10 protein-coding genes are annotated in these 15,893 nt (G+C 64.4%); 3 read left to right on the forward strand and 7 right to left on the reverse strand.

From position 1 onward, the window contains the following. Positions 1-243: 243 nt before the first annotated feature. From VSR82_RS15165 to VSR82_RS15175, 3 genes are all read left to right on the forward strand, one after another. Positions 244-2,739, forward strand: a complete 2,496-nt coding sequence (locus VSR82_RS15165) for a glycogen/starch/alpha-glucan phosphorylase (RefSeq protein WP_429459870.1) — start codon at positions 244-246, stop codon at positions 2,737-2,739. Next, positions 2,729-4,825, forward strand: a complete 2,097-nt coding sequence (glgX, locus tag VSR82_RS15170; protein ID WP_498857887.1) for a glycogen debranching protein GlgX — start codon at positions 2,729-2,731, stop codon at positions 4,823-4,825. The genes VSR82_RS15165 and glgX overlap by 11 nt, the downstream gene beginning before the upstream one ends. Before the next feature lie 117 nt (positions 4,826-4,942). Further along, on the forward strand, positions 4,943-5,410 hold the full coding sequence (locus tag VSR82_RS15175; RefSeq protein ID WP_429459874.1) for a metal-independent carbonic anhydrase family protein: 468 nt from the start codon (positions 4,943-4,945) through the stop codon (positions 5,408-5,410). Positions 5,411-5,449: 39 nt separating this feature from the next. Here VSR82_RS15175 and VSR82_RS15180 read toward each other — a convergent pair whose 3' ends face one another. The 7 genes from VSR82_RS15180 to VSR82_RS15210 all read right to left on the reverse strand — a co-directional run bounded on the left by VSR82_RS15180 (position 5,450) and on the right by VSR82_RS15210 (position 15,890). Beyond that, entirely contained in the window at positions 5,450-6,904 is a 1,455-nt protein-coding gene (locus VSR82_RS15180; RefSeq protein ID WP_429459876.1) for a DUF2252 domain-containing protein, read from the reverse strand. A gap of 77 nt (positions 6,905-6,981) precedes the next feature. Next, positions 6,982-8,718: a SulP family inorganic anion transporter gene (locus tag VSR82_RS15185; RefSeq protein ID WP_429459878.1), complete on the reverse strand. Its 1,737-nt coding sequence runs from the start codon at positions 8,716-8,718 to the stop codon at positions 6,982-6,984. A gap of 220 nt (positions 8,719-8,938) precedes the next feature. After that, positions 8,939-11,629 carry an ATP-dependent Clp protease ATP-binding subunit gene (locus tag VSR82_RS15190; RefSeq protein WP_429459880.1) on the reverse strand — a complete coding sequence of 897 codons (2,691 nt, stop codon included), beginning with the start codon at positions 11,627-11,629 and terminating at the stop codon, positions 8,939-8,941. Positions 11,630-11,752: 123 nt separating this feature from the next. Next, a complete protein-coding gene (locus tag VSR82_RS15195; protein WP_429459882.1) occupies positions 11,753-12,133 on the reverse strand; it encodes a potassium channel family protein in 381 nt (126 codons plus the stop codon). A 52-nt stretch (positions 12,134-12,185) separates the two neighbouring features. Then, on the reverse strand, positions 12,186-13,199 hold the full coding sequence (locus VSR82_RS15200; protein WP_498857888.1) for a DUF2955 domain-containing protein: 1,014 nt from the start codon (positions 13,197-13,199) through the stop codon (positions 12,186-12,188). A gap of 7 nt (positions 13,200-13,206) precedes the next feature. After that, positions 13,207-14,343: an HlyD family secretion protein gene (locus VSR82_RS15205; RefSeq protein WP_429459885.1), complete on the reverse strand. Its 1,137-nt coding sequence runs from the start codon at positions 14,341-14,343 to the stop codon at positions 13,207-13,209. Next, the gene (locus tag VSR82_RS15210; protein ID WP_429459887.1) at positions 14,340-15,890 is read right to left on the reverse strand and encodes an efflux transporter outer membrane subunit; all 1,551 of its coding nucleotides are present in this window, start codon (positions 15,888-15,890) and stop codon (positions 14,340-14,342) included. Before VSR82_RS15210 ends, VSR82_RS15205 begins: the two co-directional genes overlap by 4 nt. Between the last annotated feature and the right edge of the window lie 3 nt (positions 15,891-15,893).

Raw genomic sequence — 15,893 nt, forward strand, 5'->3', positions numbered from 1 at the left:
ATCCTTGCAATCTTCGCGCAGTAACATATTCTGCGTTATGAATCTTCGTCGGCTGGCAAAAAATGCCCGGACGTAGAAGTTCGCTTACAGGTGCGGTCCGGACCTCGTCAATCATCGAAGCGCCTGCGCAGCGCGCCCGACACGCCTGCACCATGCGCATCCCACGCCACGGACCGCGCCGGGGTCGCCGACTGGGTCCGGCCCTTCTGAACCTCACGCGCAGCATGCACCGGGGAAAGCTCCATGGACGACGCTCCCACCACGACCACGCCGCAAAGCACGGATGCGGCGCGCACCGGCCTGAGCGCCGCCGCGCTGCAGCGCGGCGTGCTCGACAATCTGCTGTGTCTGCTCGGCCGCTATCCGGCCATCGCTTCGCCGCACGACTGGTATATGGCGCTCGCCTACAGTGTGCGCGACCGCATGCTGGCGCGCTGGGCCGCCTCCGTCCAGACCTACGCCGTCAACGATGCGCGCGTAGCCTGCTACCTTTCCGCCGAATTCCTGATCGGCCCGCAACTCGGCAACAACCTCGCCAACCTCGACATCGAGGCCAACGCGCGTGAAGCGCTGGCCTCGCTCGGCGTCGACCTGGATACGCTGCTCGAGATCGAGGAGGAGCCGGGGCTCGGCAATGGCGGGCTGGGCCGGCTCGCGGCCTGCTATCTGGATTCGCTCGCGACGCTGGAAATCCCGGCCATCGGCTATGGCATCCGCTACGAGTTCGGCATCTTCGATCAGCAGATTCGCGACGGCTGGCAGGTCGAAACCACCGACAAGTGGCTGCAAAGAGGCAATCCGTGGGAGATCGTGCGCGCCGAGGTGGCGTACTACGTCGGGTTCGGCGGCAGCACGCACAACGAGACCGATGCACGCGGGCATCTGCGTGTGCGCTGGACCCCCACGCGGCAGGTCAAAGGCGTAGCGTGCGACATCCCGATGCCCGGCTATCGCGTGAACACCTGCAACACCTTGCGGCTGTGGAAAAGCGAGGCGGTCGAGTCGTTCGACCTGCAGGACTTCAACGCCGGCGACTATTACGAGGCCGTCAACGAAAAGGTGATCTCCGAGACGCTATCGAAGGTGCTGTATCCGAACGACGAGCCCGAGATCGGCAAGCGCCTGCGTCTCGCGCAGCAATATTTCTTCGTGTCGTGCTCGCTGCAGGACATGCTGCGGCTGCTCGAAATCAAGGGCGAACCGCTCGGACACTTCGCGGATCTGTTCAACGTGCAGCTGAACGATACGCATCCGTCGATCGCGGTCGCCGAGCTGATGCGTCTGCTGGTGGACGACAAGGAGCTGCCGTGGGACGAGGCCTGGGACATCACGCGGCGCGCGCTCGCGTACACCAATCACACGCTGCTGCCCGAAGCGCTCGAAACCTGGGGGCTGCCGCTGATGCGCAACCTGCTGCCGCGCCTGCTCGAAATCATCTACGAGATCAACCGGCGTTTCCTCGACGAAGTCCGGCAACGCTTTCCGGACGATGAAGCGCGCATCGCACGCATGTCGCTGATCGACGAGCGCGGAGACAAGCTCGTGCGCATGGCGCATCTCGCGACGGTCGGCGCCCACGCGATCAACGGCGTGGCCGAACTGCATTCCGGGCTGCTCAAGCAGACCGTGCTGCGGGATTTCGCCGAATTGTGGCCCGAGCGCTTTCACAACGTCACCAACGGCGTCACGCCGCGCCGCTTCCTGCTGCTTTGCAATCCGGGGCTCGCGCGGCTGCTCGACGAGACCATCGGCGCTGGCTGGGTCACGGATCTTTCGCGTTTGTGCAAGCTCGAAGCCTATGCCGACGACGCCGCGTTCCAGCAGCGTTGGCGCAGCGTGAAGCAGTCGAACAAGGAGGTGCTCGCCGAGCATATCCGCCGTGTCACCGGCATCGGCGTCGACACTGCCGCGCTGTTCGACGTGCAGGTCAAGCGCATCCACGAATACAAGCGGCAACATCTGAACGCGTTGCTGATCGTCACACTGTACCGGCGCCTGCTGCGCGATCCGCAACTCGCGCTGACGCCGCGCTGCTTCGTCTTCGGCGGCAAGGCCGCGCCCGGCTATGTGATGGCCAAGCTGATCATCCGTTTGATCAACGGCATCGCCGAAGTCGTGAATAACGACCCGGTCGTGAACGGCCGGCTGAAGGTCGTGTTCTATCCGGACTTCAACGTGAAGAATGCCCACTTCATCTACCCCGCCGCCGATCTGTCCGAGCAGATTTCGACGGCCGGCAAGGAGGCGTCTGGTACCGGCAACATGAAGTTCATGATGAACGGCGCGCTCACGATCGGCACGCTCGACGGCGCCAACGTCGAAATCCGCGAAGAAGTCGGCGACGAAAACTTCTTCCTGTTCGGCCTGACCGCCGACGAAGTGGCAGGCGTGAAGCGCGCGGGTTATCACCCCGCGGACTACGTGAAGGACAACGCGGAACTGGGCGAAGTGCTGCAACTGATCGCCGACGGTCATTTCTCGCGCGGCGACCGTGAGATGTTCCGCCCGCTCGTCGACAATCTGCTGCACTCGGACCCGTTTCTGGTGCTCGCCGACTACGCCGCCTACGTGGCGCGTCAGGACGACGTCAGCGCCGCCTGGCAGGACACGGGGCGCTGGACCCGCATGTCGATCCTGAACACCGCGCGCTCGGGCAAGTTCTCCTCCGACCGGGCCATCGGCGAATACTGCAAGAAGATCTGGAGGATCTGCCCGATAAGGATCACCCTTGACCAATGACCCTGAAACGGCATTGCTGCGTGCTCATGCGGTTCGCCCCGGCTCGCGGTTTCCGACGGGTGTCAGCGTGGTGCCCGGGGGCATCAATTTCTGCATCTTCTGCCGCTACGCGACGCGCGTCGAGCTATTGCTGTACGAGGCCGCCGACAGCCCGGAGCCGTTTCAGATCGTCCCTCTCTGTACCGATGAGAATCGAACCTTCTTCTTCTGGCATGTGATGGTGGAAGGGCTGCCGTTCGGCACGCACTACACGTGGCGAGTGGACGGTCCGCGCGATACGCAGTCTGGCGGCTCCGCGTTCGATCCCGAGCGCGAACTCCTCGATCCGTATGCCCGCGCGGTCAGCGACGTTCTGTGGACACGGCGTCCGGCCGGCGACCCGAACCCCAACGCGCACGCCACGCACCGCGCGATCGTGACGGAACCGCTGCGCGCGCCCCCCAACCGTATCTCGCGCGGCCTCGACAACGCGATCATCTACGAGCTGCACGTGGGCGGCTTCACGCGTCATCCGTCGAGCGGCGTCCAGCATCCCGGCACCTTCGCCGGCCTGATCGAGAAGATTCCGTATCTCGCGCAACTCGGCGTGACCCACGTCGAGCTGCTGCCGGTGATGGCCTTCGACGAGCAGGACGTTCCGCCCGGGGCAGCAGCCCTCGGCCTGATCAACTACTGGGGCTACAGCACGCATAGCTTCTACAGCCCGCATCCTCGCTACTGCCTGGACCCCGCGCGCGCGCCGCAGGAATTTCGCGCGCTCACCGACGCGATGCACGCCGCGGGCATCGGGGTGCTGCTCGACGTCGTGTTCAACCATACGGCGGAAGCGGGCGAGACGGGACCCGTCATCAACTTCAAGGGCCTCGTCAACGATATCTTCTACCACCTCGACGAGGCCGACCGGCGTCGCTATCGGGATTACACCGGCTGCGGGAACACGGTCAATTGCAACCACCCGCTGGTGACGGCGTTCATCGTTCACTGCCTCGAATACTGGGTGGAGGAGCTGGGCGTCGACGGTTTCCGGTTCGATCTGGCGAGTGTGTTCGCGCGCGACCAGCACGGCGAGCTGATGGCCGATCCACCGCTGCCCTGGGCGATGGAGTCTTCGCGTGTGCTCGCGCGCGTGCCGTTGATCGCGGAAGCGTGGGACGCCGCCGGCATGTACCAGGTCGGCGCCTTTCCCGGCATGGCGTGGGCCGAGTGGAACGGCCGCTATCGGGACGTGATTCGCCGTTTCGTGCGCGGTGACCCGGGCCTCATCGGGGAAGTCGCCACCTGCATCGCGGGCAGCTCGGACCTGTATGCGGACGACGGCAGGCTGCCCGACAACAGCATCAACTTCGTCACCTGCCACGACGGTTTCACGCTGATCGATCTGGTGAGCTACGAGACGAAACTCAACGAGGTCAATGGCGACGCGAATCGCGACGGCAACTCCAATAACCTGTCGTGGAACTGCGGGGCCGAGGGCGAGACCTCCGACCCGACGATTCTCGCACTGCGGCTGCGCCAGGCGCGCAACCTGATGGCCATCCTGTTCCTGAGCCAGGGCGTGCCGATGATGCTCGCCGGCGACGAGGTGCTGCGCAGCCAGCGCGGCAACAACAACGCCTATTGTCAGGACAACGCGCTCAGCTGGTTCGACTGGACATCCACTGAAGCCGGCTCGGCCATGTCGCGCTTCGTGCGTGAATTGATTGCGCTGCACATGCGCCACGCAAATTTGCGCCGGCAAAATTTCCTGACCGGCCGGCCATCGCCCGGGCAAACCCGGCCGGATGTCGCATGGCATGGCGAGCGCCTGAACGAGCCCGGCTGGCACGATGCCGGCGCGCGGCTTCTCGCCGTCACGCTGGGCGGCGAAAAACCGGGCGAGCCGGCACTGAACATGGTGTTCAACATGAGCGATCGCGCGCGCACGGTCGAGTTGCCCGCGCCAGACGCGCGGCACTGGCGGCGTATCGTCGATACCGCGCGCGATAGTCCCGATGACATCGTGGAAGCTGCGCAGCAGGGCGCCATCGAAAGCGAGCAATGTCGCGTGGAAGCGCGCAGTGTCGTGGTCCTGGAAGAAGCGAGCTGAAGTTATCCAAATTACCCGGTCGGTTGTCCTCTAATGTCGATGCTGTGGCGGATATGCGGCGCGCGATTTCGATCTACTGGCGGAACAACCCACCGGCCACCCATCGCGAAGGGCATCATGAAAATCAGCGTATATGGGCCGTCCGTCATCCTCGCGACGGTCGCGGTCGTGGTGCACGGCAGCGCATTCGCGAGGTCCGAAGCGTGCCATCCCGCGTCGGAGAAGCAGATTTCCGCACTGTTCGATCGCTGGAACGACTCGCTGAAGACCGGCGACCCGCAGAAGGTCGTCGCGAACTACGCGCCGAACTCGATCCTGTTGCCGACCGTCTCGAACAAGCCGCGTTTGACCGCCGACGAAAAGCTCGACTATTTCAAACACTTCCTCGAAAACAAACCGGTCGGCACGATCGACTTCCGCGACATCATGATCGAATGCAATACGGCGATCGACTCGGGGCTCTATACGTTCAAGTTCGCGGACGGTTCGGTCGTCAAGGCGCGCTATACGTTCACCTACGCGTGGAATGGGCACAAGTGGCTGATTACCACCCATCATTCGTCGAAAATGCCGGAAGGCAATTAGGCGATGTGGTTGAGAAAAAATCACGCTGGGACCTGAACCTCACTCACGAACGACCTGAATACGTCCCGCCTTGACTGCCGCTTTCAGAACCGTCCAGTCCGCCTCATTCTGTTCGGCATAAGCGAGCGCGAATTGCACGACGGCTTCGTCGAATGCGTCCGACTTGCCGACATATCCGCTGAGCAATGCGGGGTCGCCTGCTTTCGCCATCGAATGCGCCAGCGCGTGAGCGCAGGACACCGCGTATTCGCCCAGATCTTCGACGTCGAACGTGGTGAAATCGAACGCGCCCTTCATGTCGCGCAATTGCCGCACATAGAAGTCGTTGCCGGTGTGATGCATCTTCGACCAGCCGAGGAAAATGTCGCTGGCCGACTGCAGCAGACGCTGCCCGTTCACCACGCGCTGGCCGTGATTGGCATAGCGGCTCGGCCCCAGATACTCCTCCAGCACGGAAGCCCGTGCCTCCTTCAGTTGCAGGAACAGCGGACACTCTCCGTCGGCCATGAAGAGCGTCTCGTAGCAACGCGTTCCCACCGAGCCGATACCCACCACGCGAATGGCGATATCCACCAGTTCATAGCGATCGAATAGTGCGCGCCTGTCATCGGGAAGCGTCAGCCGATAGTCGGCGAAGAAGCGCCGTACCAGCGTTTGGTACTGTTTCTGGTCGTGCTTGCTCTCGAGCGGCACGTGGTACACGAGCGGGGGCGAGTCCTTGATGCGCAGCTTGCCGTCGACAAGCTCGGTCGCGTGAGTCAGCACCGAACGTGATGACTGCTGCCTCGCCTTTTCGATGACCGCCAGTTCTTTCCGCCTTTCCTCCACCGAATCGGCAATCGCCAGCATGCTCGCTGCCTTGAACTGGCAATACCAGACGTCGAGCGTGTCCATGCTGCTCAATCCGGCGAGCCGTTGCCGGAAGGTCTCGCAGAGCCGGCGTACCACCGCGCGCTGGTCGCGCATCGCAAAGCCGCGTTCGCGCGCGGCAATCACGAACGAAGCGGCGAGCCTGCGCACGTCCCAGTCGAACGGACCCGGCAGGGTTTCGTCGAAGTCGTTGGGGCCGAAAAGAATGCGCCGTTCCGGACTCGCGAAAAGCCCGAAATTTGCGAGATGCGCGTCGCCGCCCAATTGCACGGTCACGTTGGAATGCGGGAGCTTCGACAGGTCGTGCGCCATCAGCGGCGCGGCACCCCGATAGAACGCGAACGGACTCGCGACCATCCGACCGTAGCGGATCGGTATCAGCTCCGGCACCCGGCCCACATTGGACGCATCGAGCAGAGCAATCGGATCGCGATCGGCGATCCTGCAGATTCCCAGCTGCGCGCGCGGCGCCTTCTTGCGCGCCGCCTTGCCCTGCTCCATGCGCGCGGCCAGCGAGCCACGCCCGGCGAACAGCATGGACGGATCTTCCTGTGCCGCCAGCGTCTTCGGATCGGCGTGATCCATGGCGGGTTGGATGGACTTCTCAGCAGCGGAATCAGACACGCGTCACTCCTTTTTCGGATCGGGGATCAAGCGGCCTTGTCATCTCACTTCCTTCACTTGCCTTCGCTCGCTTTGCTTCATCGCGGCTTGTCGGTGTCCGGTGCAGCCGCCCACGCGGGCGGCGACAGATCGCGCAGTGCGTCGATCGCCGCATCGACCGTCTCGAAGATCTCGCGATGCGCGCCGCTCACCCGCAGCGCCTTGTACCGCTCGAGTTCGTGCCGCACGCCAGCCGGCACCGCGACCACGGCGATACCCAGGCCGCGCTGGTCGAGTTCCGCACCTAGCTGGAGCAAGGTCTTGCCTGCCGTGTAGTCGATATTGCTGATCTCGGTTGCGTCGATCACGACCCAGCGCAACGGAACGCTCGCCTCGTTGACGAGTTTCAGCACTTCCTCGGTGAAGCGCCCCGTGTTCGCATAGAACAGATCCGCTTCGAACCGGTAGATGACGATGCCGGGTGCCGCGAGCAGGTTCGGCTCGACGTGATGGGGAATCCAGTGGCCGGTGGGGCCGCGCGTCAACACACGCGTGCGCAGCCGATAGCTATGCCGCGCATGCGCGATCAGCGACAACACGACGGCAGCGAGAATGCCGTGCATCACGTCGACGAACACGACCACGCCCGCCGCGAGCAACGCAACGACGAATTCGTCCTTCTGCATGCGAAACAGTTCGGCCATCCCCTTCACGTCGATCAGCTTCACACCGATCATGAAGACGATTGCCGACAGCACGGCGGCCGGCATCAGGCTGAGCGGCCTCGTGAGGAACAGCAGCACCAGCAGCACGATCACGGCTGTAGTCAGATGGGCGAGCTGGGTGCGTCCTCCCGCGTCGTCGATGATCTCGGTCTTGGTCGGACTACCGTTCACGACGAAGGTGCCGGTGAACGCGGCGGCCGCGTTCGCCGCCGCGAGTCCGATGATGTCGGCGTTATCGTCGCCCTTCTCGTTGTTGCGGGTCGCGTAGGCACGCGCGGTCGCCGCGCTCTGCGCGATGATGACGATGAAGCACGAGGCGGCCGTCGCCAGCACCTGGTTGATCTCGCTCATGTGCAACGGCGGCACGAACAGCGACGGCAGTCCGCCGGGCACTTCGCCCGTCACCGCGATGCCATGCCCGGCGAAATTGAAGACCCCGCTCGCCACGATGGAGCCGATCACGGCGATCAGCGCGCCGGGCGCATGCGGCGCGAGACGCTTGCAGCCGATGATCACCGCGAGCACGACAAGCGAAAGGAGCGTGGTCGGATAGTTCGCCTCGGCCACACGTTGCACCACGCTCACCAGTTGCATGACGGGGCCATGCCCGTGCTTCGCGAGCCCGAGCAGCCCGGCGAGTTCCCCCGCCGCGACCTGCACGCCTACCCCCGTCAGAAAGCCGATCAACGCGCTACGTGAAAGAAAGTCGGCCAGAAAGCCGAGCCGGAAGATACGCGCGATCACCAGCATCACGGCGACCGTCAGGGCCACCGTGCTCGTCAGGCCGATGTATTCCTTGCTGCCCAATGCAGCGACGCTCGTCAGCGTACCGGCGAGGATCGCGGCCGTCGCGGAGTCCGCCGCGACTACCAGTTGACGCGAAGCACCCAGAACCGCGAACGCCACCAGCGGCAACAGGATCGTATAAAGACCCGTGACGGTGGGCGTGCCGGATATCTTCGTGTATCCCATCACCTCGGGTATGCCGAGTGCCGCCAGCGTGAGCCCGGCGATGATGTCGCGCGGCAGTTGAGAGGAATTGAAGGGCAAAAGCCCTTGCAGAAACGGCGAGTGATGCAGATGAGAGCGCGTGGAAGCCGCTGGTTTCATGTGTCCACCTCCACTCAGGTCGTGACCTTGCCGACGGAGGTATTGGACCGGTTAAGGATGGCCGGCCCTAAACGCAAGATCCACATGGTCACCTCGGATAGTCGAACTGATCGAGACAACAGCGAACCTGAACCAAACAGACAAGCTCCCCCTTTTCGCGCCGGTAGTCAATAGCCGAGAGCCCCCAGCGAGGAGGCTCTGTAAGCGTTTCGATCGCCTTCTACGACGATGATCCCCCTGCTTCGGAGACCGGCTCGAACGCCACCCGCTGCTCCTGCGAATCGTAGCGGCAAACCACCCGCATCCCTTCACCGATTTCGCCATTGATCAGCGCCTTCGCCAACGGATTCTCGACGCGCTGCTGGATCTGCCGGCGCAGTTCGCGCGCGCCGAACTCGGGCCGGTAGCCCTCGGTCGCGAGATGGTCGATGAGCGAGTCGTCGAAGCTCAGCTCGATGTCCTGACTGCTGGCAATGCGCCGCACCTGCTCCAGCAGAATCCGCACGATCTGACGCGTCTCGTCGCGGCCCAGCGACTTGAACACGATGATGTCGTCGATCCGGTTCAGGAACTCCGGCCTGAAATGCTGCCGCAGCACGTTCATCACGCCGCTTTCCACGCTGACGGAACCCGCCTGGCTGAAAAATCCGGGCCCCGTGCGGTTCTGTCCGGTGATCACGTCGGACGCGAGATTGCTCGTCGCGATGATCAGCGTATTGCTGAAATCGACGACGCGACCTTTGCCGTCCGTCAGGCGTCCATCGTCGAAAACCTGCAGCAGTACGTTGTACACGTCCGGATGCGCCTTTTCGATTTCGTCGAGCAGGATCACGCTGTACGGTCTGCGCCGCACGCGTTCGGTCAGCTGCCCGCCCTCTTCGTAGCCGACGTAGCCGGGCGGGGAACCGATCAGACGCGCGACGGTATGACGCTCCATGTATTCGCTCATGTCGAAGCGCAGCATCGCATCCTCGTCGCCGAACACGACTTCGGCGAGCGCTTTCGCCAGCTCGGTCTTGCCGACACCGGTCGGCCCCAGAAACAGAAACACGGCCGTGGGCCGGTGCCGCGCCTGCAAGCCGGCACGCGCGCGCCGCACTGCATCGCTGACGGCCACGACGGCTTCATCCTGGCCGATCACGCGCTGATGCAAGCGCTGCTCCATATTCAGAAGCCGCTCCTTTTCCTCGGCCGTCAACTGCGCGACGGGAATGCCGGTGAGCCGCGCGACGATTTCGGCGACCTGCCCGATACTCACATGCGATGTGTGGGTGCCGATGCTCTTCTTCCACGCGTCGGTCGACTCGCGCAGCTGCTCTTCCTTCGCGGTGATCTCGCTGCCGAGCGCATGCGCGCGATCGAATTGCTTGCGCGATGCCGCATAGTCCTGCTCGCGGCGCAATTGACCGATTTCCGCTTCGAGTTCGAGCACAGCGGCGGGACGCGACGTCGACGACAGATTGACACGCGCCGCGGCCTGATCGATCAGGTCGATTGCCTTGTCGGGCAGAAAGCGCCCGGAGATATAGCGATCCGACAACTCCGCCGCGCCGACGATCGCATCGTCCTGGATCGTCACCTTGTGATGCGCCTCCAGCCGGTCGCGCAGTCCGCGCAGAATGTTGATGGTCTGCACGACGGACGGCTCGGCGATCAGCACCGGCTGAAAGCGCCGCTCGAGCGCCGCATCCTTTTCGATGTACTTCTGATATTCGGCGAGCGTCGTTGCGCCGATCAGATTGAGTTCGCCGCGCGCCATCGGCGGCTTGAACACGTTGGCGATGTCGAGACCGCCTTCGCCGCCGCCCTGCCCCGCGCCGACGATCGTATGCACTTCATCGACGAACAGCACCAGCGATTCTTGGTTTTCCAGCACTTCGTCGATCACCTGCTTCACGCGCTCTTCGAATTCGCCCCGGTACTTCGCGCCCGCGACGATCGAATTCACGTTGAGCTCGACGAGCCGCTTGTTGCGCAGCGACTCCGGCACGTCACCGTTGACCATCCGCTGTGCCAGCCCTTCGACGACCGCCGTTTTGCCGACGCCGGGCTCGCCGATCAGCACCGGGTTGTTCTTGCGCCGGCGCGCGAGCACTTCGACCATCGTTTCGATTTCGCTGGACCTTCCGATCACGGGGTCGAGCCGGCCTTCGCGCGCCAGTACCGTCAGGTCCCGGCTGTGCTTGTCGAGCTGCGGCGTGCGCGACGGTTGGCGCGGCGCCGCTGGCTTCTGCACGCCGGCCGCGCGCAGCGTCTGCTGACGCAGCGCCGGCGCCTGAACCCCGAGCCGGCCCAGCAGTTGCCCCGCAAAGCTCTCCGGCACTTCGGCCAGACCGATCAGCAGATGTTCGGCGCCGACCGAGCTGTGACCCAGTTGGCGGGACGCCAGGAACGCGCGATCGAGCGCGCTCTTCAGTCGCGGCGAGACGCCCATCGGCTCGCGCGGGCTCGGTGCGGCGGGCTCGCGCTTCTCCGCGTTCGCATCGATATACGCGCGCAAATCGCTCCCCTTCACGCCGAGCGAAGCGAGGATTGCTTCGACGGCCGCATGGTCGGCGAGCACGTATTGCAGGTGTTCGGTATCGACCTCGCGACGGCCGAACTGCGCCGCGGTTTCAGCGGCGCGCTGCAGCATCTCCATCGCGACATCGCTGAAATGCCGCTCGATGCTGAACGCCTCGCCGCCTTCGACGGGCTGCTGCGCGGCATACGGATCGGCAGCGGACGGCTCCTGGGCCGATGCCTGCGCGCGAAACAGCGCTTCCAGCGGCGAGATAGAGCGTTGATGGCGGGTCAGTTGCGCGTAGTGAAAATCACAGACGTCGAGCACCTGACGCTGGTTGTTCTGAAGTACCGCAAGCCGCACCGTCGCCGGCCGGACACCGCAGATATCGCAAAGCAAGCGTGCCATTGTGTGTCGTCTCCATTGCGTCAAGACTTCGAGGGAAGCATTCCGCGCGCCAGCCCGTCTTCCCGGCGACGGCGACGCCGACATGCACGGCCGGACTCTGCCCGCCCGCGATACCTTACCTCGCTATCCGATCCTTTGCGCCCGATGCGCGGCCTCCTGCACCCCGCGCACAGCGGCGGCCACGATCAAGCCGGTGAAGACCACGCCGATCAGCCCGAGGCATGCGGCGTCGATCCGGCCAAACGACGAAGTGGGCACCACGTCGCCGTACCCGATAGTAAGCGCCGTGATCGCACAGAAGTACACGGTTTCGCCCAGTGGCGACGGTGTGCGGTTCGCGGTCTCGACAGGCGCGCCCCAGTAGTACATGCCGACCGTCAGCAGCACGAATAGCAGAAGCAGGCCGATCAGAATCGCTCGCAGATACCACACGGTGATCGCCATTTCCTTCAGGATCTCGCCGGCCCGGGGTCGGCCCGCGCCTTCGCCTGTCGCATTTCCCATTGCACGCTCCTGTTGCGATCACCGGGCCGGCTTTGCGGCATGACGCACCGCCTCACTCCACACGGCGGTGTTGCTCGAAAAGCAGAAGCATCAAACATGCGTAGACCGTGACGGCCAGAAAGAGCCCCATTCGCACGGCAAACGCGGTGTAGACATCCTTGCCCGCCACGCTGTCCTGCACCGATTGCCCGAGCAGAATGATCATCGTCACGAGACTGTTCAGCCAGAATCCCGGCGAGCAACGCGTCGGTTGCAGGCCGTAGAGTTTGCGCCCCACCAGCAGACCGAACAGCAGCATCCACAGAAAAAACATCCACAGATGCACGAACAGCCTCAGCGCAAACCAGAAGGCGATGGCAAGCAGACCGCCGAGCAACGTAGAGCCGATCAGATCGCGTGCGGCGCCGCGAGCCGAGGTCGTGCAGGTTTGTCTGCCGAGGCTGACGGACTTCATGATGATCGGCATGTAATTCGCCGGATCGGTCATCGCGAGCAGATAGGCCGGCATCACGACGAGCGCGGCACGCAGCGCGATATAGGCCGCCTTGTCCTGCGCCATCGCTGCCGCGGCGGGCTGTTCTCGTGCATCCATGCGCTCGGGAAACAAGCTGTGCGTGAGCGTCGACACCAGCACGGCCAGCAGCAGCCCCTTCGCCAGCGCGCCGACGACCGTCAATGCCAGCTCGAAGTCGGCCGTGCCCGCGGCGGAAATCATCGTCAGTCCCGCGACCAGAAAAGTGGCGACGAGATTGTTGCCGCCGCGCAAGCCATAACGAAACGCGAAGAACAACATCAGGCCGACGATCGTCACGCCGGCCAGCGCGTAGTGACGCAGCAACGGAACCAGCAGCAAGCCGCTGCCGGTGGTCGATGCGACGACCAGCGACAGAATCACGCCAGCCTTCAACGACAGCGGCCGATTCTGCGTGGCCAGCAAAAAGACCGTGAATACCGGCGCGACGACCGGGATCGGGAAATCGAGTCCAAAGCTGACCGCAACAGCGATCGCCGTTCCCAGCGCAACACGTATCGCGCGATAACCGAGGCGCTGGGTCACGAGCTGCATGGGCCTCTCAATAGACATAAGAAAGCCAGCTCATCAGCCGGATGAACGCGTGTCCCAGCGGATTGAGCGGATTGCCCTGGGTCGGAAACGCCATCACTTCGGCCTGCCCGCCCACCCGCAGATCGCGCAGGCGCGCGCGCTCGTTGTCGTCGAATTCGACGATCACCGGAAAGCGTTGTGCGGGACGCAGCCAGTCGCGGCTATTCTGCACGGTGGGCAGGCTGCCGGCCGGCGTGGTCTGTCCCACGCTCACGCCGTAGCCGACACTGCGAACCCGCCCGTCGAACACTTCACCGGGCAGCACGTCCAATGCGATTTCGACGCGCGTGCCGGGTTTCAGATGACCCAGATTGTTCTCCGTCATGTCGGCGCTAACCCACACGTCGCGGATCGCGATCAGCGTCATCACCGGATTGCCCGCCGCCGCGAACTGACCGACTTCCGTGCGCAGATCGGTTACGACGCCGCTCGAACGGGCCCTGACCCGCGCATTCGCGAGATCGAGTTCGGCCTTCTCCAATGCGCTGGCGGCGCTGCGCAACTGAGCGTTTTCCGCCTCGTGTCCGCCCTGCTGCTCCCGCGCGCGCTCGACTTCGGCACGCGCTCCGTCGACCTGGCTTAGCGCCTGTGCATGCGTCGCCCGCGCGACTTCGAGACGTCGCAGCGAAACGGTGCCCTCGTCTTCACGATAGAGCCGCTCGAGACGGTCGCTGTCCTGGCGCGCCTTGACCTCGTTCGCGATGGCGGCCCGCAACGCCGCGAGAGCCGACTCGATACCGGCCGTGCTGGCCCCGACCTGACGGCGCGTGGACTCCAGATCGGCGCGCGCGCGGTCGGCGGCAATGCGGTAGGGCTCGCTATCGACTTCGAACAGCACGTCCCCCGCGTTGACATCCTGGTTGTTGTGGACGAACACCCGGGTCACGCGCCCCGACACCTCTGCGGCGACGGGCACGACATAGGCCTGAATCCGCGCCTGCTGCGTATACGGCGTGAAACGGTCGGCGAGCAGATACCAGATCAGGCTCAGCACGATCAGACAGACGACCACCTTGACCGCCCTACGCGAAGGGTCCGCGGCAGGCGTCGGCGACTTCGGCGAAGCGGCGGTTTGCGGCTCGCGGGTATCCTGGGTATCGCTCATCGTGACGCCCCTTCGGCCTGCGCCGGCGTACCGGAAGTCCGCGCCGTTTCGTCGAGCAGGTCGCCCCAATCCGTGCGTTGCCGCATCTGCGCGCGCGTCGCCGCATCGACGAGCGGCTGTTCGGTCTCCCAGCCGCCTCCGAGCGCCTTGTAAAGCGCGATCACACTGCCGAGCGCATTGCTGCGATTGACCACGTACGCGTCCTGCTGCGCGAACAGCGCGCGCTGCGCATCGAGCACCCGCTGGAAGTCCGAATACCCTTCCCGATAGATCGTATTGGCGAGGGTCAGCGAGCGCCGCGCCGCGCGTTGCGCGTCATTCAGAATGGTGTCGCGCTGCAACGCGGCGATCAGCGCGGTCGCGGCATCGTCGGCCTCGCGCGCCGCCTCGCGCACCGTGTTCTGATAAGCGACCGTCAACTCTTGCAGCCGCGCGTCCTGGACACGCACGTTGTTCGTGATCCTGCCGTAATCGAACACGTTCCACGTGACGCTCGGGCCCGCGGCAAAGAGCAGTGTGCTCGGTGCGCCCGCGAGCGAACTGGCGGTCCACGTGAGCGTGCCGAGCAACGATATGGACGGGTACAGATCCGCTTTGGCCACGCCGATCAGCGCCGACTGCGAAGCCATCTGATACTCGGCCGCGCGAACGTCCGGGCGGCGCAACAGCAGATCGGCCGGCACGTCCTGCAACACCGCATGATCCACCAGCGGCACTACGCCTTCCTTGCCCGGCTGCACGTCGAGTTCCGGCAGCGGACCCGGCGCTCGTCCGATCAGCACCGACAGCGCATGACGCGCCAGCACGATCTGGCTTTCGAGGTCGGGGATGCTGCTCAGTGTCCCGAGGTACTGCGTCTTTGCCTGCTGGAAGTCGAGCTCATCGGATTCGCCGGCCTTGAAGAGCTTTTGAGCGATGTCATAGCTGCGCTTTTGCAACTGGGCGTTCTCGCGCGCGATCCGTAGCCGCGCCTGTGCGACCCGCAGCGTGAAATAGGTATCCGCGACCTGGGCGTGCAATAGAACCAGCGCATCGTCGCGGGTCGCTTGCGCGGCGAAGAACGCGGCGTCGGCCGATTCGATCGCGCGGCTGAAACGCCCCCAGAAATCCAGCTCCCAGCCGATCGCGAAACCCGCGCCGTACTGCACGAAGAGACCCGAGCGCGGATTGGAGCCCCCCGAGCGCTTGCGCGCCGACGCGAGTACATCGGCACTCGCCTGCTGCACCTGCGGATAGCGTCCCGCGAGCGCGATGCCGAGCTGCGCGCGCGCCTCGAGCACGCGCAGTCCGGCGATCTTCAGGTCGCCGTTGTTCGCGTCGGCTTCCGCAATCAGACGTTCGAGATTCTGGTCGCCGAAAATCAGCCACCATTGGCGCACGTCGGGCTGTGCGCTTTGCTGCGTGACCTGCGTGATCGACGCACTACTCCAGTGCTCGCTCCACGCTTCATGCTGCGGCTTGAAGTCCGGACCCACCCGCATGCATCCGCTCAGGCCGAGCGCCCCCAAGAGCGCTGCGATCCCGTACGGACGCGTGAACGGTGACACGGA

This window comes from Burkholderia sp. JPY481 (genome assembly GCF_038900515.1).
In the GTDB taxonomy this organism is placed as follows: Bacteria; Pseudomonadota; Gammaproteobacteria; order Burkholderiales; family Burkholderiaceae; genus Paraburkholderia; species Paraburkholderia youngii.